Genomic DNA, 20744 nt, shown 5'->3' with positions numbered 1-20744 from the left:
GTGTGCCCCACGTTTCACCCCACATTTCTCCTCGGATTGGGGCGGATGGCTGCGTACGTCCACGGATAAAATCTGTCCAGAGGACTATGGATGAGCCTGCACCAATCTCAGATGCGGTCTGCGCTCTGGGCCAATTGATGAGCTGCAATGCGTGTTTTCCACGCTTATGACGAGAGTTCGATTCCCTTTACCTTCTCTAATGGTCCCAAGGGCTTGCGCCTATTCCAGTAGGCACACGACTTCCCAGACAGTGACGGCGCAGACGAAGTGGAGCATTGCTTCGTAGGTGATGGCGAGCCTTTCCCAGTGGACAAAGATGCAGCGGTAGCGGTTGAGTCAGGAGCGTAGGCACTTGAAAATCTAGCGCTGGCGGGACCGGCCGAGCGGGTGTGCCCCTGCTCATAGTCGCTGCGGATGCAGGAGGTGAAGCGGTGGTCATACGCGCGTTGGCAAGGGGGGCATGTAGCGCTGCCGCGAGCGTTCCTCAATGGCGAGAGATGGCTTAGGACGGCAACTCCTTCAATGCCTATGACGTTCATCTATCCAGATTGACGAATGCGCCTAAGGCTATTGCAACATACGATAGACCAAAATAGCATCCGTCTCCTACAGTGGCCTACTGAGCGCTGGACATTCTGCAGAGGCGTAAATGAACGAGAACCTGAAGGCTTGGTATACCAAGGAGCAGCTAGAGTTGGCTGCCAGTATTAGCCTGGGTGACAAGCCCATCGTCGATAAAATCAAAGAGCTTTTTGAGGGGCTTGGCGATCCCCTTCTAGCAAAGGAAGAAGTATCCCAGTTGCTCGGCATAAATATACAGCAACAGGATCTCGAAGAGGCACTTGCCTCGCTTGTTCACTCTGGTGCTCTTGAGCGATCCAAGATTACGAACCGCCCACTCGACTCCGACGGCACAATTCTGTACCGTCTAAAAGACTTTCCGTGGTCAGAGTTGACGATCCTCGCTACGGAGGCGGAGCTTTCAGACAAGACCAAGCGCTATCAATTCACATGCGACGGACGTTTGATCCGCTCGTTCGCTAAAGTAGATCGACTCGATGCCCTGTCAGGGCAAGGCAACCAGCGCGCAGAAATCGAACGCCATGTGCGGCAGATTTCCGAGGGCATTACGGATGGCGTACAGATCCCGAACTCCATTCTGATCGTGTTCTCGGCCGATCATTTTGCCGACGACGATACCGACCAACCGCCAGCATCTTTTATTAAGATGCGTCCTCTATCTGACGTAATTGAAACAGCCCATCCTTCCGCCAATGGCTCCGTTGCACAACGCCTGCGGACTGTCGAGATAAAGATTCCGTACCGAGCTGCCGCATTCGACGACGAGAAGAACTGCTTGCTAGTAGATGGACAACAGCGCACAGCCGCTCTGTCTCTTGTTGATGTTGATAGCGTGCCTGAGTATTACCTTTCTGTAAATGCAGTTGTAGCCGATCCCGACGAAGCAAAGCGTATTTTCCAGGTAGCTAACAGTACCGTTAAAATCTCAACTGAGTTCTCGCGTGCGCTTCTTGCTACAATGGAGGAGGCGCCGGGCTATCTCAGAAAGGAGAGAACCAAGGCCATTGCGGTCAAACATCTGTCGATTGACGATAATGATTCTCCCTTCTTCGGCCTTGCGCAGCACCCTGGCGTTAAATCGGACAAGCGCCCTCCCATTGCATTTAATTCTCTTTTTCAGGTCGTCTCGATTTTTGCTGAAAGCGCATTGCCGGTTGATGAAGATGCCACAAAGCTAGCTGAGGTCATTTCTAAGAGCTTCCAGATTGTGCGTTCTGTATGGAAAGAGAGTTGGGGGCTGCGACCGAATCAATCGCGCCTCATGCATGGAGCTGGACTGCGGTCAGTTTCAAGCTTGCTGGTTAATCACTTGGAAGCCAATTATAAGATTTACGAGTACGACCTGACAAAGCAGGCAGTCTGGGATGACCTTCGCGCAAGTTTGAACCGCCTTGCAACACGAATTCAGTGGACACCAGAGCAGGCGCTCAACGGCACGGCGGTACAGAAGAAAACGTATCTCGAAGAAATCGCAAATCGACAAAATACGAATCAGGATATTGCTGCGCTCACTGCTCTGCTTTTGAAGGAGAGCACTCACCTTGATAAAGAGGCTAGTAAGGCAGCGAAAAAATGAATTTTGATTGGTCAGACCTTATCTCTGCAATAAACGCGTTGCAAGATACGCCCCCAACTCCCGGCATAGATGACGCCGAACTCCAAGCTCAGTTCCGCGTGCAATCTGCATTGCGGAAGGCACTTCTTTGTGTGCCAAACGACCGACTAAAAGCCGACCAGTATCCGCAGTATCTTCGTAGAGTGCTAGGGAAACCTCCTTCACCCGATATTATAAGGCTGGTCGAGAAAGCACAAAGGGGAGGAAAAGTATCTGATGACTTGTACCGTGAACTAGAAATACGACAAAACTGTCGCTGTGCATGCTGCGGCATAGTGCTGTCGAAAAATGCTAGGCCGCAGGTAGATCATATTCATCCAGTGGCGTTTGGAGGAGAGAGCGCCCCAGGAAACTATCAACTTCTTTGTAGCAAGTGTAATCTTGGGAAGAAAGCTAGCCTCCATTGGGTTATGGCTGCTCCATTTTTCAGTACAAGGGAGATAAAGAGTACGTCTGTTAGTGCCAGATACTGTATTCTTGCGAAATATCAGGGAAAGTGTGCGGCTGATGGATGTACGTCTACAGCGCGCGATGAAGAGCTGTTTGTGGACCAAATAATTCCTTCTCAAGAAGGAGGGAGGCCTATATTTGACAACTTGCAGGTCCTCTGCCGTCATCATCACGATCAAGAAATCAATCGTCTACAGATTAAAGCGTCACGCGCGGTTAGTGCTGCAACCAAATATAGGGGGGCAAAGAAATTTTCCTTCTAAAGGCAGGTTGATTGCAGGATACGCTAAGCACTCACATGAGCTTTCCTCGTGAAGTGCAAAAAGATGAAAAGGGGAGCCATGGTTGAGATCGTTGAATTGCATATCGAGAATGCCATCCACACCCAAATTGATCTGGATGGTGAAATAATTGTCGCAACTGGATGGCTCAACGATCTACGTCACCTGAAGCCCGGTGTCATCGTTTGTCTACATGGTGCCACTCCTGCTCAAGGCCGGTTTATCCGAGAACTGCAACCTGCTTCAGATGGCCGTCTTCGGTTCGAGCTGAAGTCATTGTGCGGCAACCGACCGTGGCGGGGGCGCGGCGGACCCAAGGCCGGATATCGCTGGGTAGGCGAAGATCAGAGCGACTTGCTAACCCTCCCCACCGAACTCACCCCTTACAGAGGTAGTGGCAACCCGCCATTCATGCCGCTCGCACCTGACGAGCTGTTCAATTATCCGCTTCCGTCTAGCCTGAACCCTTACGCTCGCCCAACGCAATCAGCACGGCAACGGCAATTCGAACACGACTTGGCACGTATTGTCTTGGCCAGTGGTTGTCGAACTGTACCCTACGCTTTTCGCGATGCTAAAGGCGCCGCGTTCCGAATGACAGCTACAGCGATAGACTTCGCCGCAGCAAATGTCTTTATTGCAAGTCCCTACAGGGGAGGGGGTCGGATTTGCAACGTGACGGTTATCGCTGATCTTGATGCCTCGCTCGCCTACCGGCCCGCTCTTTCGAGGAATGCGGCACACCCTACGGAGGCACAGGGCTCCCTTGTTCTTGAATAGACCGAGGCTGGCTCGGAGCCCTATACCGTTCCGAGGCCGATCTGTCGGTCGCGCTCGCGGAGCCAATGTAGGACGGGCATCGCCAGGATCACCATCCAGAGCTTGCCGACGATCTGACCGCCCACGAACTCAAGGCTGCCGAAGGCCAAACTCACAAAAGCAATGCTGTCGATGACCAAGCCGACAACATTACTGGCGGTGGCAGCGAGAAGCAGGCCTCGTCGCCGCAATGGTGTGTATACGGCAAGGTCTGCGGTTTCTGAGAGCGCAAATGCCGCCGTTGACGCCAGTACAAGTGCCGGAGGTGCGAAAAGAGCCGAAAGCCCTGCACCGAGAGCAATTGCGACGAATGCCCAGGTGAGTCCGAGGCGACGCTGGACGAGGTCACGCAACACCAGCGCTATACCAACCGCAAGAACCCCACTCGGAGCCGACAGACCTGGCGCGACGGGAATGAGGCAAGCCCCATTCGGGAGGCAGACAGTGCCGACGCTAGCGATCAACCAATTCGCGGCCGGAACGCACGCTGCGAAAGCCACCAAGAACGCGAAGCCTTCGATAGTACGCTGATGGCGCTGGCTAAACATTTCCGTTGTCCGAAGAGGAGAACCGAAAACGCTCCCATCCCTGTGCGCGGAGATCGCATGCCGGACACTGACCGCAGCCATACCCCCATTCATGACTGTGATTGCGATCTCCGTTGTAGCAGGTGTGGGTCTCCTTGCGGACGAGTTCGACCAGAGTATCCCCGCCGATCTCGTATGTGAGTTGCCAAGTCTTGGCCTTGTCGATCCACATGAGCGGCGTGTGGATAACGAACCGCGTATCCATGCCAAGGTTAAGAGCGAGTTGCATCGCCTTCATGGTATCATCACGGCAGTCAGGATAGCCCGAGTAGTCCGTTTCACAGACGCCGGTTACGAGGTGTTTGGCTCCACGCCGGTAGGCCACAGCCGCTGCGAAGGTCAGGAACAACAGGTTGCGGCCGGGCACGAAGGTGTTCGGCAACCCGTTTGCCTGCATTGCGATCTCGACTCCACGAGTGAGCGAAGTCTCGCTCACTTGGCCGAGCACCGCCATGTCGATCAAATGATCGTCGCCGAGCTTGCCTGCCCATGCCGGAAATGCGTGCCGCAACGCGTCAAGAATACCTGGTCGCACCTCCAACTCGACGCGGTGGCGTTGCCCGTAATCGAAGCCGATGGTTTCGACGTGATCAAAGCGGTCAAGTGCCCATGCCAAGCATGTAGTCGAATCCTGACCACCTGAGAAAAGGACCAATGCGCTCCCACCGTCCGCAGCGTGTCCCATCACCATTCATCCTTCGTATTCAGCCCAACAATCCGGAGTTTCATAAACTACAATCGCCGCGGTTTGCGGCAGGATTGGTTTGACACGATCCCAGATCCATATCGCGATGTTCTCGGCGGTCGGATTCTCAAGTCCCTCAACTTCGTTAAGGCAGTGATGATCAAGGCGCTCCAAAAGAGGGCCAAAGGCAGCCTCGACATCGAAGAAATCGACAACGAACCCGGTGTCCGAATGCACTGGCCCTTCTAGCCGGAGTTCTACCCGGTAGGAGTGGCCGTGCATCCGATGGCAACGGTGGGTGTTGGGCACTCCGGGGAGGCGATGCGCTGCCTCGAACGTGAAAGCCTGAGTAATCTTCATGGTATCCCCAGTAGCTTATGGGTCTGAAGGCTAAGTTGCCAGCGGGGGTGGGTGAGGCAGTAGGCGACCGCTGCCGCGGTATTCGCCTCGCGCATTGGTCCGTCCATTGGCTGAAGCAAGAAGTGATCGAACGCCAAACTCTCGAAGCGTGCAGGTTCGGCTCCGACCTGCGGAAATACCAGCTTAAGTTCGTCGCCATGTGTCAGGGTAAGCGGGGTCGATGACTTAGGGCTGACGCAGACCCAATCAACACCGGGCGGCAGTTCAAGCGTGCCGTTCGTCTCGACCGCAACTTCGAAAGCTTCGGCATGCAGTGCCACGATGAGTGGACCATCTGCCTGAAGCAGCGGTTCACCACCTGTTAGTACGACGAAACGACGATCACGCTCCGCTGCGGGCCAGAGCGCGGCAATGGTAGCCGCGAGTTCATCTGGGCTGCCAAAGCGCCCTCCACCCTGACCGTCAACTCCGACAAAATCGGTGTCACAGAAAGTGCAGGTTGCTTCGGCCCGATCAGCCTCGCGCCCAGACCAGAGATTGCAACCGGTGAAACGACAGAAAACGGCCGGACGGCCGGCGTTCCGACCTTCACCTTGAAGCGTGTAAAAGATTTCCTTGACGAAGTATGCCATGCCGTCACGCTGCCTCGACTGCCCGCGGCAGCAATCGCTTAAGTTCTCCAACGAGATACAGCGAGAGCTGTCGAACGTCGGACGGAACGTTCTGCAGGCCGTTCCACCGTCGGCGCTCCTCACCGAATGACCACTCACCCGAACTCCAAGCGGTTTGCCCCTTCAGGAGGCGGAGACCACGGGCAAACGCATCCCGCTCTTCAGCGCCGGTCATAACGTGCAGCGCTTCCATCACATAGCCCATCGCGATGATGCCAGCGCCATGCACCAGTCGTGATGTCTTCGGCGTCTTTCCCACCCAATCTTCCTCGAAGACGTGTTTCACAGCGTGGAAAAACTCACTGACGAGATTAACGCCGCGCTCGAGCAGCAACCGATTATCGTCGGCATAAAGGCGGAGCGCCCCGTCACTCAGAGAGTTCATGATCACGCGCTGAAGAACCGTATCCCGAATGATACCTTTGGGATTTGTTTGCTGGCGGATGAGGCCGCGCAGAGAGGAGTTGGGGCGATAGTTTAGTGCCTCGGTCATCAGTGCAGCTTGGCTGCGGTTCGACATCCGTTGCGGCAAATCGGTGACCTGTGGCAAGAGCTCGTAGACAAGTGCCTTGGGTAGGGGGCGGGTATTGTTGATTAGAATGAATTGCTTCTGGAGCTCTTCCAAGCTGTCGCAGATGAAACCGGAGACAAGCACTTCGAAGTCACGATCTCGCAACTCGCTCAGCGCCGTGAAGCGCTGCTGCCCGTCCACAATCCAGCCTGGCGGACCGCCTGCGACATCAATGGTGAGTCGGTTGAATTGGCCGGTGCCACTACCTTCGAATGGCAGCAGCGGCTCAAGCGTGGCGGCACCAGTGAAAGCAACGACGATCGGGTTCGGCAAGATGGCGGTTGGCTTCTCAAGATAGTCGCGGATTTCACGAATATGCCCGGCAATCTGCGGCCGCTGGAAGCCTTGCAGCACCCCATCATCATTGCGTCCGGCGCGATCGATTCGCGCGAAGCGCGCAATATCGGCAGCTCGTGCCGCAAAGGTGAACACCGGCAGGCCCGCACTCTGGCGGGGCGCGATGACATCATAATGCAGGAAGCGGACCTTGCTCATGCGGCCTCCGCCCGGAAATCTCTCAGGTGACGGTGAAAGACATGGAGATTGTGCATACCGCGTCGCTTGTTTCGGTTTGAGCTTCGGAAAATCAGTGCTTCGACACCGCCTTCCCGGCAGACACGGCAGTCGCATGTCTCCCAAGGTCGGTCGGCAAGGGTACGGGCGTATAAGCGCCGCTGACGCTCAAGCACTTCGGCCCGACGTGCCGGCGACGCCTCTTCATCCCAATTGAGCTGTGCCCAATAAGCCATGACGGCGTCGAGTGCTTCGTCAAGCCCGGCTGCACCGCGCGCCATGCGCCGTACGCCGTCAAGCGCCGCCTCCTCAAGCCGCTTCACTTCTTCCTGGTTGAGCCGCCCTTCAAGGGCTTTCTGCTTCAGGCGATTATTCTCGATCGCTTGCGGGATGCGAATAGCAGTATAATAGGAGAGATCACCAGCTGGACTCCGCACCCAGTAATTCTTGCGCGCATCTTTGAAAGCACGCACCAGTGGCGACGTTGTATCGAAACTTGCGACATTATATTGCTCAAGATCGGCGAGGTTTTCGATCTTACCGAATCCCAATACGTGCAAGCGTATCCTCGGCGACAACGCACCACGAATGGCGGCTAACGCCCGACGTAGTTGCTCTATCTTGAGCGGGACCGTGCCACCCACAGCCAGATAGTCGTAGCCCATGCGAGCAAGGTCTGAGGCCGCCGCAGCCATGCTCGGCGCTGACCACCCCTGAATGACTCCCATGGGAGTGAACTGCGGCCCAAGTCGCTTAGCAGCCCGCAGAAATTCAGACGCATACTGGAGCGTGATGTCAAAGCGCTGCCGTGTCTCTTCGGGCACCTCGTTCACGCCCCGTTCTCGATCTGCGTCATCGAAGTCAAAAATGAGATGGTCTGGTGAACATCCATGGTTGAAGCCGCCGTCAGCGTAGAACTCGACGGTGTCCTCCGCTCGGTATGGAGGCTCTGGCATGTTACGATAGGTGAAGGCTCCACAATCACCTATCATCATGCTGCCTGGAAAGCGTTCTTCGGGATAGCGTAGGAAGCGGCGAGCGCCCTCACGTCGAAAGCGCATGAGTTGCGCTTCCGTATACTTCCCTGGGATATGCGCATCACCGACGATCCCACGCGAAACCAAAATCCCGTCGTAGGGAGCTTCGTCCAGGAACTCGTGCGGAAATTGGTCGTCACGGTGAACCGCTCGGCGCGCGCCGTTGCGATCAGCCACGAAGTCGTAGGCTGGGTCCACGAAGTCGAGGCTGTCGGCGAACACAAACTTCATTACGCTACCTTCGCGAAAGCATGCGCGTGATCGAGGCGCGCGAGCTGATCAGAGAGCAACCGAATGTCCCGGTTGAGGTTTTGGATGTCATTCCAGTTCCGCTCAAGATCGGGCCAACGGCCGCTGGTCCAATGGCAGTGTGGAGCGATCCGCGCAAGCGTTTCGAAGGCGTGCCGTCGCAAATCGCCGGTGGCAATGGCGCGCGACATTACGCGGTCCATGAGGAATCCCATCGCTTCAATGCCAGCCGAGTGCATCAACCGGCTCTCAGTTGGTGAACGCCCCCAAGCGTCGGAAAAGACCTCGCGTACTGCGCCCCAGAACGCGACGAGCACGCGATACATGGCCCCGCAGTCAGCGGGACGCGATGGTGATGCTTTATAGGGCGCGAGCGCTCCCAGCGGGCTATTCATGCTATTGCGAACGACCTTGATCAGCGCTGTGTCGATAACAACCGCGTTTGGGTTGTCTTCGGACGGGCGTCGAATGAGCCCCCGAAATGGTGAGTCGGGTGCCGTGTTGAGCCGGTTTACGAGTTCACTTGGAATCCGCCTCGGCGCCAGATCGCGTGGTAACTCTGCCTCAACCTCCGGGAGCAGTTCATTGATGAGGCGAGGTGGCAAAGGGCGCGCTTTGTTTACGAGAATGAACTGCTCGCGGTGGACCGAAAGATCCTCGGATACGAACGCAACGACGGGGACCGGGAAGCTCTTGTTTTGCGCCTGCGCCAGAGCAATTGAACGCTGCTGACCGTCGACAATCCAGGCAGTTTTGGAGCCATCCCTTGGGATGGGAATACGTAAGGTTCCGGACTCCGACGCCTTGACGTCGCCCTCAGGCTTGCCACCACGACTGCGCGTGAAGAGTGCTCGAGGCGAAATTGCTAAAATGATTGCGTTGGGAAACAGGACCGGACCTTGGTCAAGGAACTCAACAATGGCCTGCACATGGTTACGAATCTCCTTGCGTTGAAAACCATGTAGTGCGCCTTCCGTATCGCGATGGACGCGGCTGATTTCGGCAATGCGCAGGAGATCGGCGCCAGGAACGAAGAATGCGTATACGTCCACATCATCAGCTTGGCGTGTCCGCAGTGCGCGAACCGCGAGAGTTGGATCATCGCCTGACTTCCGGCGTGTCATGCGGCCCTCCGCTCAATGGTGGCTCGGTATAGACGCGTGAAGCGCGCCTGCTCGCAGGCAACGTGTTCTCGATCTCTAATGAGACGCAAGAGGCGGCCGATGGCTTTGGTCTCAGGAAGGTGCCGCTCGATGAGTAGCATGATGTCCTCATCGGACAACCGCGGACGCTGCGGGAGCACAGGGGCGATTCGGCCGGCAAGTGCTGCCTCAACCCAACGGCGATGCTCGGCCACGTCCGCACCCGGTTGCGCCCCAAGCCCGTTAGTTGCGAAGTGAGCGATCGCTCGATGGGGGAAATCGGCACGTGTCCCCGGCAGAACGGCCTGGAGTCGCTCGTCATAAGGCAGTGTTTGCGAAGCCAGTCGTCCCGGCAGAAGCGACGTGAGGTTGACACCAACAATTCTAAGACGGGCTATGGCGATATCGGGTAGAGAATCAAGCGCTGTCGCAAACATCCGAGCGTAGGGTTGCGTCAGCGCAACGAGTACCGGCCGGTCATCTTCGGGCTTGAACAAGCTCAACAGTGACGTCGCAAATGGACCCGAACTGATCGCGCACCACCAGGCCGTTGGATCGAAGCGCCCCACAACCCGCGCACTCACGCTCTCGGGTCCTCGTCCAACAATGGTAAGGCCATAAGCAGGCACAACCTGCTCAGCCGCAACCAACCCCAACCCTGCGGAGATCGCGTAGAGAGTTCCGCCGGATGCAGCGGCAGCTTGCCGCGCTAGATGAAAACCACGGCCTGAGTAGAGCGCTCCAGCAGGTCGTTGGACTGGCAACTTATGAAGGCGGTCTAACCACGCAGTTTCGATGTCGGGTTGCTGTGCCTTTGTCAATGAAACTGCACAGGCGCTGGTCGCAGGCCGCACCGATTTACGACTCGCGCACGGGACCAGCAATGCCTTAGCAAGCCCGCCACCCGCTTCTCCCCCAGTCGCATTATTCATCTTCTTTCGTCCCAAAACTGCGCCTTACTCCCGGCGGAAGGAAGTGGCCCGATCTGCGATGGAGCGGCGCTGCCGCCGCATTTCGCAGACTAACATGGCATACGCGCCCGCAGCTACGGCAATCGGCCGCGTCGACCGAATTGCCTGCTACGGATCACTCCGTGATGTGACGACTGAATACCTGGGGTGCAGTTTTCGGCAACAAGCCCCACCATAGCGGGACAAAAACACGGCAGTTTGTGGCAAGGAAAAAGGCAAGCGTCGGCGAACCGCCGCTTTGTGGGTGCCGAGGTAGAGCGAAGAGCGGGGGCAAGGGCTCCAATGAAGTGCTACGGGAGGCACGCTTTATGTCGAGGATTGAGATCATCACCAACCGCGGTGAGCGGCGGAACGCGGATGAGAAGGTCTGGTTAGTGCAGACATGGTTGACACCCTTGATGTTTTGGCTCGTCAAAGCCCAAGGCGGGTAGCGGCGTTGTCGGTGAACAGGTTGCCGTCACGGATGTACCGGCGCAGGGTGGCGGTGCTGCGGTGGCCGGTCTGGTTCATGATCGCTCGTTCGGAGACACCGGCCTGCGCAGCGGAGGTGCACAGACCCGCGCGCAGGCTGTGTCCAGCGAAGGAGAGGGAATCGAGCCCCGCTTCCTTGGCCGCCTGTTTGACGATGAGGGAGACAGACTGTGGCGTCATCGACTGACGAATAAAGCCCTTCCGGGAAACCGAGCGGAAGATTGCGCCTTCTTTGATCCCCGCTGCTGACAGCCAATCCTGAATTGCTCGTACCGGGCAGGTCTGGGGCCATGAACCGTATGGGATGGCAACCCGGCGCCCTTCACCCTCTTGGTCCGTCTTGGACCGACGCAACGTGACGATCAGCCCATCACGGCAGAACTCAACATCCGCCCGTGTAAGGCCGGTCAACTCCGAACGCCGGAAGCCGCCAGCGAAGCCGAGCAAGAGCAATGCCCGGTCCCGTATCCCGCGTGGGCGATCCGGCAGCGCCGCGACCATCGCCCGCAGGTCTTCAATCATAATTGGTGCCTTGGGACGCGGCGCGCTTCCATGATGGCGGCGGATGCCCTTGAAGACGGAACGGACGTGCGCGTCTGCCGTCGGTGAGGGAAAGCCGGCAAGCTGGTGGGCTTGGCTGATCGCGGCGAGTCGACGCTCCAGTGTCGCGACTCGCCGCCCCTGGTCGGCGAGGAAGGCAAGATAGGCGGCGACGGTGGGGCTGGTGGCGGGAAGGACCGCTTCGCCTTGCCGCCGGCAATAACGCTCGAAGTCGCGCAGGTCAGCAGCATAGGCACGAAGCGTGCTGGGGCTCCGTGCCATCGCGGCATAGTCGTGCGCGCGCTCCATGTCGGCCGTCGAGTCGGGGGGCATGAAGAGCGGATAAACGGGAAGCGGCATGGCAATTCTTACTAACGATAAGTGGAGATTATCGCTAGTATTTTACGTTAATTCCAGGTCGAATGAAAATCTATCACCCATTATTAATCCTTATTCGTGATGTAATCTGCAGTGGTCATGCGATGATACGGGGGTCACTCGGTGCCCAGTGTTACAAGGAAGCCAGAGCGACGGTTCGCGGGTGCTTCGATGTGGTAGGTGATGTCGACCGGTTCGCCCACTGCCCCGTAAGCGTCGTCTGGCGACTGCGGCGTGAATGGGTTGCCGGTGGCGTTCACCCCTGTTCGCGGAGCGTGATGTTCCAGGGCAGGAGATTGGCGATGCGATTGATCGGATGACCGGCGATGCAGCCGAGCACATGGCGTAGGTAGGCCTGGGGATCGAGGCCGCTGAGCTTGGCGGATTCCACGATGGTGTAGATCGCCGCGGCACGTTCCCCGCCGGTATCGGAACCGGCGAACATCCAATTGCGTCTTCCGATGGCCAGTGGACTGATCGTCCGCTCGGCCGCATTGTTGGAAATCTCCAGCCGGCCGTCGTCCACATAGCGCGTCAACGCCGTCCAGCGTGAGCGGGCGTAGCGGATCGCCTTGGCCAAGTCGCCCTTTCCGGGGATGCCTGCCAAGGTGGTATCGAGGAAGGCGGCCAGTTCATCCAGAACGGGCCGGGCTTCCGCTTGGCGAACGCGGCGGCGGTCTTCGGCGGGCCTGCCGGTCAGGGGAGTTCCGATGTCGAACAGCCTCCCGATCTGCTTCAGTGTGTCGGCGGCCAGGGGCGAGCCGGTTTCGGCATGCTCGTCGAAGAACTTTTGACGCACGTGAGCCATACAGGCCACTTCGGCGACAGCGGCCTCGTACAGGGCGTCGAACCCGGCATAGCGGTCGGCATGCAGGTGCCCGCGGAAACCCGCGGAAACCCGGCCAGTTCCCGTTGCGGATGTTCGCCTTTGCGGTCGGGGGGGTAGCGGTACAGCACCGCCGGTGGGTCCTGTCCGGCCTGGGGGCGCTCGTCGCGCAGGTAGATCCACAGCCGCCCTGTTTTGGTCTTGCCACGCCCGGGATCAAGCACGGGTAAGGTGGGGAGGGTGGCGCCTGCGAGAGGACACCCGTCTCCCTCCCTCCGAACCGTGCTTGCACCTTACCAGTGCACACGGCTCTCCATCTCCAACTGCTGTCGCGCTCTCCAATCCGGCAACCGCCCCGCATGCAGCGCATGGTGGCATGACCGACACAGCACGATCCGCTTGCGCAGTCGTGCCGCCGGAGCCATCCGGCCGTAGGGGTTTCCTTCAGGTCGGCCAGCTTGCGGACATGATCAAGCGGTACTGGGCATCGCTCTGGGTTTGGCTGGCGCCATATTCGCCAACAAGCCGGCGGTCCTCGGGCGTCCACCTCAGCGATCTCCAGCAGGGTGTGTTCCCTCCCAACAGCCGTTACATCAGACCTTCACCTCGCCTGCGACAAATTTCGAAACGCGCTATTAGACCTCCACCTGAATGTCTTTGCACGATTACCTTCTTGTAATTAACGGAAAAGTTATTGATTAGATGTTCGCTTCATTTCGACGTTAGCATGCCCACTGGTAACACAGTGTGTTATATTTTGTTGATTAGGTTTCGCCGTGACAGCTACACATACTTCGCCTTTTTTATTAAACCCAGAATACACTGGCCCGATGTTTCCATATCCGCCACTGCATGTGTGCTGAGTGGTTACGAACTCCGGAGGTTTTTCTGTGAAAGTCCATTTAAAGCGAGCTTCCCTTCCCTTCGTTAGATCGGTAGTTTTGAAACATTTTTCAACTGTTAGACCAATCGTTCTTCCTTGCTCGTCTATTCTTCGAGCGAGACTCTCTGGCATATCCGCCATAACCTGATCAGTCTTAAACGATTTTACTATTATCCTCGGTCTTCCTGTGATTTCCTTTCTTTCTCTATGATTGTTCTCAGAATTGCTTGTCGGATAATTTGGCTGCTCGACAGGCTGCGGAGCGGGGCGGACTGTATCGCTCGGCGGCATGCTGCCTGAAAGTTGTGAGCATGCGCCCAGTGTGAACGCAGCTAAGAAGGGAGCAAACCGAGCAGTCGAGTTTTTAATGCCTTTCAATTCGCTCTCCATACATCGATTATGATAAGATGCAATTTATCCACAACTTTTTATATATTGCAAGGAACCTGCGATGGCCTAGCTCCAGCAGCCATGGCTATGGCTGAAAGAGGTAGTCCGATAGCAATCAAATTGATTTATCGAAAATCAATAAACTAGACGCCTTTATTCACCGGAGTGAGGCGCGGCCGAGCCTCCGAGCGGAGATGTTCAGCGTCAGGTTGGCGCCATCCGGGCCGTGGATCAAGAAATCATGGTTGCAAAACCTGTAGCCCCAGGGTGAAGTGAAAGGGGTTGGAGTTCTGCAATGCTGAGCAGGTTACATGCTGATCGGGTACCTGTAGATGACCTGCACGATTGGTCAGTTCGGATACTGCTGTTCGCACTGCGCCACGATGCGATCCGTAATGGGTTGATCAATGATCTGCTTTAGGTTGGCGGTGAGAAGAGTATCGTACCATGCGCCTGGTCCAAACACCTGATTTGGACTTTGGCAGCTAATCTCGATCCATGCTCGGGTTTGCAGTTGTGTCGTGGACGACATTCCATAAAAGGGACCGGTGTGGCTGCCGCGATTGTCGGATTGGATCGTTACTCTCGCGGGCCCATCAATGAAGTATCCAGGAGGAGCATCAATGGAAACCGTCGAATTTTTCCGGTCGCCACGGCCAAGTGGACCTCCCCCCTCACAACGCACGGAGCCCTGCGCATCAATCGGCCTGATTTGTTCCGCAAGCTCCTTGAGTTTTAGGCGCACGCACTGGTTACGTAGCTGTTCCACTGGGGGCGAAGCGGAGTGGAGGGTCGTGTCGCAGGGCATGTCCGGCCATAGCCTTTTCACTTCCTGGAGCGGAGTGCCATAGGATTCAGGCGCTCCCTCAAGCAAACGGCGGTCGCGACCGGACGTTATTATGCCCACGACGGTTCCGTCCTCGGTGTAAAGGGGTCCTCCGCTGTTGCCCTTAAAGGCCGTTAGCCCAACGAGGCGCCAACGGAGGCCATGGGCGGGATCGCGCGGAGCGATCTGTCCCTCTCCCAGAGGATCGTAGGTGGACTGCCCCTTCCGCCAGCCTTGGCCGCGCAGCCGGCCCCCCTCACTAAGTTTTGCTCCGGCGCATTTCACGCCTGGATAATTGGTCCCTGGAATTTCGAGAATGGCGACGTCGAGATTCTGATCTATCAACATCGGGAACGCCGTTACCGGCAACGGCTCCAAGATGTCGATCCCCGGGTTCAACCTCTCGATCAAGATGTTCGGGTTTGGCCGCCCGTCGGGCATGGTTGACCACCGGATCGGGTTGCCCACCTCGTCCAATCCGACAACATGGTATGCGGTGAGAATGCGGCCTTCGCGCCCGACGAAGAAGCCGGTCCCCTGTTGATCGATCGGACCATTCTCCGATTGTCCGACCACCCTGATGCGGACAGCCGACTTCCGAACCTCCGCATCAGGGGACTGCGCGACGACGGAAGGGGGAACTACCGTTGTGGACAGGACAAAAAACACTCCAAGGAGGCCGACCCTCGTAATTGCCGCGCGCATTGAGCCGGGCACTCCGAGGTTCCTAGTATGCCGATTCCGTCCCGTCATTCGCGACGTCTCCCACTGCCGCCCGTGGATATAGGGCTTATTGTCTCTCAACGATGGCGAAGAAGTCTTGGAGAACCGGCAACCCCGCCGTTGTGACCGTCACTGTCATCGGACCTGGTTGAGAACCAGCGGAAACGGTCGTGCGGTAGATGCCCTGAGAAACTAGTGGGGACGAGGAGTCCAGCTGGCGCTCCAACGTGAGCGGAATCTGAACGCCATTCGGATCCCGGACACTTGCCACCACGGCAAGCTGATCGGCCGGCGCTCCGGCGTCAGCGGTAACTCGAAGCTCAATGGCCACAGTGTCGCCAGGCACGGCAACGGAGGGTGTGACAGCCAGCCCGATTGACGTCACGCCAACGACATCGCCGGAGACGGTGGAGGCGCTGTAGGTTCGCGCGTTGTATCGTTCCGGTCCCTCAGCCGTAGGGAAGAGGACGCGTCTCAGAAATTCGGCTGCCGCAGTATCGTCGTAGATGGTTCCGTGCTGTCCCATCGAGACGAACGCCCTGGATAGGTCACCGGCCGCAGCGCTCGCCTCAGGGACGGTGCCGTCGCCTCTACCATTGCTATAGAGAGCAATACTGCTCGTGGACCGGTCGGCGTAGAACTGCCAGCGGGTATCGACGCTGCTCCCGACGAGGTAGGAGACCTTCACATGGACCGGGTAGGGCTCGGATGCGAGATCGCGAAGGCGCGCCGTGGCTTTTAGGACATTGGCCAGCCGCTGGGTTCCTTCGGCGGTGGGCGCATCGCCAGGAATCCAGTCAATGTACTTCCAAGCCTGGGGGATAATTGGATTATATGGTGTCCGTTGCGGATCATCCGGACGCCCCAGGATGCAGCAGTTACTGTAACGCGGGAGGAGTTCATAGAAGGATGGGATCGACAGGGCGAACTTCCGGATGGTCGGGAGTCCTCCCGTAATCCAGTTGGCGGGCTCACCCCATCCTTCGGTGAGCGTCGCAAACGTATTCACGGATCCGTTAAACGGTACGGCCATGTTGATCACGCGTCGCACTCGTCGCTCGTTCCGATCATGCTCCTTTACATAAATCTCTGCGACGAGGCCGCCCATGCTGTGGGCGAGAATGTCGAACTCGCGCCCCTTGAGGGTATCATTGGTCCTGACGAACTCAGCAAACTGCTTTGCCGTGGTATAGTTGCTCTGGCGCCAGTCATAGGGAAACTCAACGTAGTTAATCCCGAGCTGATAACCGAGGTTGGCTAGTGTTTGTCGAAGCGTGCTGTACTGCTTGATCTTGAACGGCCCCAGGATGGCCACCTGCTGGATGGTGGTCGTGGCGACCAGCCCATCACTGGGGTCGCTCGGACCATCAGGGATGGTCAGTTGCCCAAGCCGGCTCAGCGACCGAACGTCCCCCCACACCACGTTTCCGCTTTTGGTCTCCAAGACCGATCCGAGTATCCCTGGGATGAAAACGAGCGGACGCTCCTGTGCGGAGGCAGAAGAGTCAGCGAGAACCGTCATCAAGGTTATCGTTATCAAAGCCGCACGGGCTGCCGCGGTCAGATGAGACCAGACCAATGCGCCAGATCTTATTGAGATGGACCCCACGGCATTCCTCCCGCGAATACCTTTTCACCGTACCAGAATACGATTTCGCGGCATAAGTGTGCAATCCGACAGGAAAGACGTTGTGTCACACAATAAGGCAGTCTCGACTAATACGCTTTTTCCAATACGCCCCTAAATGTTACCACTGGCCCTCACTCAGGGCTTCGCCAGCGCCATAAGCGCCAAACAGACGGCGGCCCTGGGGTGTCCACCTAGTTGTTTGCTTGCGGAGCGTTGTTGGGACGTGAGCTGTTGGGCTAAGAGTGTGGATCAAAACCGAGTAGGGCTGAGGCAAATCAACGGCTTCAGGCCATTCCTCTGGAGTTTTGATGGGAGCTTTTAATGAGTGTTTTTGAGGGTTGCCCGAAGGTGCGTTGATGGATGACGCCAACGGCGCGGCATGAAGGGGGTGGATGGTTACGACGACAGGTTCGTTCGAGGGCACGTCACTCCTGCGGTCACGGCGGTAGCTTGACGGTGCGGGCAGTCAGTATCGCGAGGCCTTCCTGGTAGGGGAAGCTGGTCGGCAGAGACAGCTTGGTGTGGGTTTTTATCTCGGTGACTCGCGCCACCACCTTGATCAGGCTGAGAGACCGTTTGAAAAGTGTTGGCGCTGAAAGCGTGATGTGATTCAAGCTTCGGATGTGGACCGAAGCGACGCGCAGCCGGATGGCCAGGATCGAGAAGCAGACGAAGCGGTATTCGACGGACCTGACCGATGAGGAATGGTCTCTGATAGAACCGCTGATGCCACAGAAGGCCCCCACCGGCCGTCCGAGGTGTGTGGAACTTCGGGAAGTCTTGAACGCCTTGCGCTACTTGGCCCGGACGGGCTGCGGCTGGCGGCTTTTACTAAAGGACTTCCCGCCGTGGCAGACGGTGTATTGGTGGTTCCGGTATCTCCCGCGGCGCTTGCTGTTTCAGACGATCCACGACGTGGCGTTGATGATCGATCGTGAACGGGCTGGCCGCGAAGCCCGTCCGAGCGCCGGGGTTGTCGACAGCCAATCGGTGAAGGCTCCCGCCGCCACGCAGCGCGGCTACGATGCGGGTAAGAGGATCAACGGGCGCAAACGGCACATCGCGGTCGACACCGATGGCCGCCTGCTGATGGTGAACCTGACCACCGCCGACATTTCCGACTCCGCCGGAGCCCAGAAGATCCTTGAGGCGACGCGCAAGCGTTGGCCGTGGATGAAGCACCTCTTCGCCGACAGTGCCTATGATCGCAAGAAGCTGATGGTCAAGGCTGGCTTCCTCGACTTCACCGTCCAGGTGGTTCGGCGAACCGACACAGAGCCGGGGTTCAAGGTCGTGCCGCGGCGCTGGGTGGTCGAGCGGACCTTCGGATGGATGACCCGCTGGAGACGTCTGGTTCGAGACTATGAAGCCCGGATCGACGTCTCCGGCGGCATGATACAGCTCGCCATGGCGAGCCTGCTACTTCGACGAGTCTGCCACTGAAGCGGTTGTCAAACTGGCTCTGAGGCGTAGCATATAGAACTGCGCCTCGTGTAAAGGCCGGAAGTGGTTCTCCCGCACTTTGCGTGATACTGGTGGTACCCGACGCCAGGGATGAGCACATGAAGTGAACATCGAACTAGATTCAGTTTACCGTAACCAAGCGCCTTCTCCCCATGATCCCCAATGGTCTTTGCGTCGAGCATGTTCTGCCGGAGCCGGACCACATCAGCTTGCCAATGTTTCAGGAAGGTGGAAGGGCCGTTTAGCAAATTAACTCACTTTGCAGATCGGCTCGTCTCAGTGGAGGGTGCGATGCGCGTCGATGAACAACCTGCCCTGCCGAGCACGAAATTCCGGACACTTCCCTTTCATTCAGCTATGACATCCATGCTGCCTATAGTTTCGATTTCAGCAACAGTCTGAAATTCAGATAAATATTCTTGTCTGTTCTGCGCCAGCCAGCGAACAACGCGGGCATTGCCCAGAAGCTTGGTAATATACCCCTTGGCGACCGTTAGGTGGAGATTGTCTATCCCATAGCTTTCTTCCACCGACCTCACTTGGGCCTGCAGACTGGCCAGTTCCCGCTCCATCCGTGCAATCTGTTCGGCCGTAACGCCAGAACCTTCCGGCCTCTTCCTCATTCTGGGATCAATGATCTGTTTCTCTGGCGTTGCGACCAGAAGCGCCCGTGCGAACATCAGGGAAAAATTGTTCTGCCCAATCATTAGCTCAGCCGCCTCCACCTGCCGAATAGGCGCCATCCGTCTCAAAATATCGAAAACAGCTTGGGGGCAGGTCGTATCCTTCAACAGATTGATAACATCAGGGCAGATGCCATCGAGCAACCGGAACCGACGGCGGATTGTCGCAACATCAACTCCCAGGGCTTCCGCAATTAGATTCTCCGGAACCCCTTTTTCCACAGCGTGCGTGATCATCCTGTGCTCCTGCACCGCCGCCAATCTATTGATGCGCTTGTTATAGGTATAGGCCTCGTCATCCGTGGAGATCAGACACTCGACTTCGGTAATCCCAAGGTCTTTCAGCGCTTCGATACGCAAATGTCCGTCGAGGAGGAAGTATGTTTCGGGATGTTTGGGGTCTGGTGTTATGATCGGTGCTTCTACCAAGCCGATTGCCCGTATTGATCCAAGGATCTGGGCGTATTTCCGGCTCTCCTTTATGCCTTCCCGTAATATCTTCAACGGGATGATCTGCGCGAGGGAAACAACAATCCCCTCCCGTTCGAAGGACAGTTTTACGCCACTTGCCTTGTGATCCGGCCGGCTCATCGTGGTGCCTCACCTGAAATCCGTGCCGCAAGTGCGCGGGGCATTGTAGATAGTCCCTCGTCCCGCAGCAGGGTCGTGAAAGCCTCATCACCCCGCAAATCCTTCAGCGCTTCCACGATAAAAAGTAGCTTTGCTTGTGTATAATCAGATTTTTTGACCAATATCCGCTGCTTCTCAGCTTCTCTCTGATACACCCGCATCAGATCTGCGGACGTTAACTTGCGGGGGCCATTTTTTCGACCAAAGCCGCTGTCGGGCATCTCTTTGCTTCGCCTCATCCGCTGATCGAGCATGCGCCGGATTGCGGCAATTTTCTTACCCTTGATCTTTCCGGCTGCGTAAGCATCCATCAGGACATTCTGGACCTCGCTGGAATCTGCTCGGGCGATATCGATGGCAAAAGCGATGGGGATCAGTCCACTTTCCACTGCAGCGATGAGCCGCTCTTCACCACGCTCAAACAGCTTCACCACCATATTGGCCCAGCTTGCCGTCACACCGATCTTCTTGCCGATTTCTGCATCGGAATAGCCCCGCTTATGGAGGCTTCTGATCTCTTCCATCAAGTCGATCGGCCGATGCTGACGGCGTGCGATGTTCTCGACAAGGCTCATCACCAAGCATTCTGTCTCCGCCGCCTCTATAACGATGGCAGGGATCATGGTTTCGCCCAGCATGCGTAGGGTCCGGACTCATAACCAGTAGGCGACGGTTGCGGCGATGTGGACGGCGGCCATGAAGTTGGTGGCGGAGCGGTCATAGCGGGTGGCAATGCGCCGGAAGTCCTTGAGGCGTCCAAACATACG

At 57.2% G+C, this 20744-nt stretch carries 16 protein-coding genes and 2 pseudogenes; 4 read left to right on the top strand and 14 right to left on the bottom strand.

Going from position 1 to position 20744, the window contains the following annotated elements:
- The first annotated feature begins 649 nt into the window (after positions 1–649).
- From GBZ48_RS30200 to GBZ48_RS30190, 3 genes are all read left to right on the top strand, one after another.
- Positions 650–2158, top strand: coding sequence for a DGQHR domain-containing protein (locus GBZ48_RS30200; protein ID WP_174474397.1), 1509 nt, complete (start codon positions 650–652; stop codon positions 2156–2158).
- Complete coding sequence (locus GBZ48_RS37100; RefSeq protein WP_174474396.1) at positions 2155–2910, top strand: HNH endonuclease; 756 nt, start codon at positions 2155–2157, stop codon at positions 2908–2910. Before GBZ48_RS30200 ends, GBZ48_RS37100 begins: the two co-directional genes overlap by 4 nt.
- A gap of 78 nt (positions 2911–2988) precedes the next feature.
- Positions 2989–3708, top strand: coding sequence for a hypothetical protein (locus GBZ48_RS30190; RefSeq protein ID WP_174474395.1), 720 nt, complete (start codon positions 2989–2991; stop codon positions 3706–3708).
- A gap of 20 nt (positions 3709–3728) precedes the next feature.
- Here GBZ48_RS30190 and GBZ48_RS30185 read toward each other — a convergent pair whose 3' ends face one another.
- The 11 genes and pseudogenes from GBZ48_RS30185 to GBZ48_RS30135 form a co-directional block, all read right to left on the bottom strand.
- Positions 3729–4295: a VUT family protein gene (locus GBZ48_RS30185; protein ID WP_174474394.1), complete on the bottom strand. Its 567-nt coding sequence runs from the start codon at positions 4293–4295 to the stop codon at positions 3729–3731.
- Positions 4288–5019, bottom strand: a complete 732-nt coding sequence (gene queC / locus GBZ48_RS30180) for a 7-cyano-7-deazaguanine synthase QueC (protein ID WP_209798226.1) — start codon at positions 5017–5019, stop codon at positions 4288–4290. The genes GBZ48_RS30185 and queC overlap by 8 nt, the downstream gene beginning before the upstream one ends.
- A gap of 6 nt (positions 5020–5025) precedes the next feature.
- Positions 5026–5379: a 6-carboxytetrahydropterin synthase QueD gene (gene queD / locus GBZ48_RS30175; protein ID WP_174474392.1), complete on the bottom strand. Its 354-nt coding sequence runs from the start codon at positions 5377–5379 to the stop codon at positions 5026–5028.
- Complete coding sequence (queE, locus tag GBZ48_RS30170) at positions 5376–6011, bottom strand: 7-carboxy-7-deazaguanine synthase (RefSeq protein ID WP_174474391.1); 636 nt, start codon at positions 6009–6011, stop codon at positions 5376–5378. The genes queD and queE overlap by 4 nt, the downstream gene beginning before the upstream one ends.
- A gap of 4 nt (positions 6012–6015) precedes the next feature.
- Positions 6016–7116, bottom strand: a complete 1101-nt coding sequence (dbpB, locus tag GBZ48_RS30165; RefSeq protein ID WP_174474390.1) for a DGQHR domain-containing protein DpdB — start codon at positions 7114–7116, stop codon at positions 6016–6018.
- Positions 7113–8402: a tRNA-guanine transglycosylase DpdA gene (gene dpdA / locus GBZ48_RS30160; protein WP_174474389.1), complete on the bottom strand. Its 1290-nt coding sequence runs from the start codon at positions 8400–8402 to the stop codon at positions 7113–7115. The genes dbpB (GBZ48_RS30165) and dpdA overlap by 4 nt, the downstream gene beginning before the upstream one ends.
- The gene (gene dbpB / locus GBZ48_RS30155) at positions 8402–9544 is read right to left on the bottom strand and encodes a DGQHR domain-containing protein DpdB (RefSeq protein WP_174474388.1); all 1143 of its coding nucleotides are present in this window, start codon (positions 9542–9544) and stop codon (positions 8402–8404) included. Before dbpB (GBZ48_RS30155) ends, dpdA begins: the two co-directional genes overlap by 1 nt.
- A gap of 1400 nt (positions 9545–10944) precedes the next feature.
- Positions 10945–11904 (bottom strand): site-specific integrase, encoded by a 960-nt coding sequence (locus tag GBZ48_RS30150; protein WP_174474387.1) that lies wholly within the window; start codon positions 11902–11904, stop codon positions 10945–10947.
- Between the two features lie 274 nt (positions 11905–12178).
- Positions 12179–12978, bottom strand: a pseudogene (gene tnpC / locus GBZ48_RS30145) (IS66 family transposase); the annotation flags it as partial.
- Positions 12979–14370: 1392 nt separating this feature from the next.
- On the bottom strand, positions 14371–15552 hold the full coding sequence (locus tag GBZ48_RS30140) for a S1 family peptidase (RefSeq protein ID WP_174474386.1): 1182 nt from the start codon (positions 15550–15552) through the stop codon (positions 14371–14373).
- Positions 15553–15637: 85 nt separating this feature from the next.
- Positions 15638–17092 (bottom strand): alpha/beta hydrolase, encoded by a 1455-nt coding sequence (locus GBZ48_RS30135; RefSeq protein ID WP_174474385.1) that lies wholly within the window; start codon positions 17090–17092, stop codon positions 15638–15640.
- 729 nt (positions 17093–17821) lie between these two features.
- Here GBZ48_RS30135 and GBZ48_RS30130 point away from each other — a divergent pair.
- Positions 17822–18643 carry an IS5 family transposase gene (locus tag GBZ48_RS30130; protein WP_174474384.1) on the top strand — a complete coding sequence of 274 codons (822 nt, stop codon included), beginning with the start codon at positions 17822–17824 and terminating at the stop codon, positions 18641–18643.
- A 368-nt stretch (positions 18644–19011) separates the two neighbouring features.
- Here GBZ48_RS30130 and GBZ48_RS30125 read toward each other — a convergent pair whose 3' ends face one another.
- The 3 genes and pseudogenes from GBZ48_RS30125 to GBZ48_RS30115 all read right to left on the bottom strand — a co-directional run.
- Positions 19012–19938 (bottom strand): plasmid partitioning protein RepB C-terminal domain-containing protein, encoded by a 927-nt coding sequence (locus GBZ48_RS30125; RefSeq protein ID WP_174474383.1) that lies wholly within the window; start codon positions 19936–19938, stop codon positions 19012–19014.
- A complete protein-coding gene (locus GBZ48_RS30120; RefSeq protein ID WP_174474382.1) occupies positions 19935–20615 on the bottom strand; it encodes a plasmid partitioning protein RepB C-terminal domain-containing protein in 681 nt (226 codons plus the stop codon). Before GBZ48_RS30120 ends, GBZ48_RS30125 begins: the two co-directional genes overlap by 4 nt.
- 15 nt (positions 20616–20630) lie before the next feature.
- A pseudogene (locus GBZ48_RS30115) lies at positions 20631–20744 on the bottom strand (IS5/IS1182 family transposase); the annotation flags it as partial.

The organism is Azospirillum melinis (genome assembly GCF_013340935.1).
Taxonomy (GTDB): Bacteria; Pseudomonadota; Alphaproteobacteria; order Azospirillales; family Azospirillaceae; genus Azospirillum; species Azospirillum melinis.
This window is presented reverse-complemented; position numbering and strand designations above follow the sequence as displayed.

Coding starts and splice junctions, on each gene's coding strand:
- GBZ48_RS30200 (WP_174474397.1), top strand. CDS start 650: ATGAACGAGAACCTGAAGGCTTGGTATACCAAGGAGCAGCTAGAGTTG.
- GBZ48_RS37100 (WP_174474396.1), top strand. CDS start 2,155: ATGAATTTTGATTGGTCAGACCTTATCTCTGCAATAAACGCGTTGCAA.
- GBZ48_RS30190 (WP_174474395.1), top strand. CDS start 2,989: ATGGTTGAGATCGTTGAATTGCATATCGAGAATGCCATCCACACCCAA.
- GBZ48_RS30185 (WP_174474394.1), bottom strand. CDS start 4,295: ATGTTTAGCCAGCGCCATCAGCGTACTATCGAAGGCTTCGCGTTCTTG.
- queC (WP_209798226.1), bottom strand. CDS start 5,019: ATGGGACACGCTGCGGACGGTGGGAGCGCATTGGTCCTTTTCTCAGGT.
- queD (WP_174474392.1), bottom strand. CDS start 5,379: ATGAAGATTACTCAGGCTTTCACGTTCGAGGCAGCGCATCGCCTCCCC.
- queE (WP_174474391.1), bottom strand. CDS start 6,011: ATGGCATACTTCGTCAAGGAAATCTTTTACACGCTTCAAGGTGAAGGT.
- dbpB (WP_174474390.1), bottom strand. CDS start 7,116: ATGAGCAAGGTCCGCTTCCTGCATTATGATGTCATCGCGCCCCGCCAG.
- dpdA (WP_174474389.1), bottom strand. CDS start 8,402: ATGAAGTTTGTGTTCGCCGACAGCCTCGACTTCGTGGACCCAGCCTAC.
- dbpB (WP_174474388.1), bottom strand. CDS start 9,544: ATGACACGCCGGAAGTCAGGCGATGATCCAACTCTCGCGGTTCGCGCA.
- GBZ48_RS30150 (WP_174474387.1), bottom strand. CDS start 11,904: ATGCCGCTTCCCGTTTATCCGCTCTTCATGCCCCCCGACTCGACGGCC.
- GBZ48_RS30140 (WP_174474386.1), bottom strand. CDS start 15,552: ATGCGCGCGGCAATTACGAGGGTCGGCCTCCTTGGAGTGTTTTTTGTC.
- GBZ48_RS30135 (WP_174474385.1), bottom strand. CDS start 17,092: ATGACGGTTCTCGCTGACTCTTCTGCCTCCGCACAGGAGCGTCCGCTC.
- GBZ48_RS30130 (WP_174474384.1), top strand. CDS start 17,822: ATGTGGACCGAAGCGACGCGCAGCCGGATGGCCAGGATCGAGAAGCAG.
- GBZ48_RS30125 (WP_174474383.1), bottom strand. CDS start 19,938: ATGAGCCGGCCGGATCACAAGGCAAGTGGCGTAAAACTGTCCTTCGAA.
- GBZ48_RS30120 (WP_174474382.1), bottom strand. CDS start 20,615: ATGCTGGGCGAAACCATGATCCCTGCCATCGTTATAGAGGCGGCGGAG.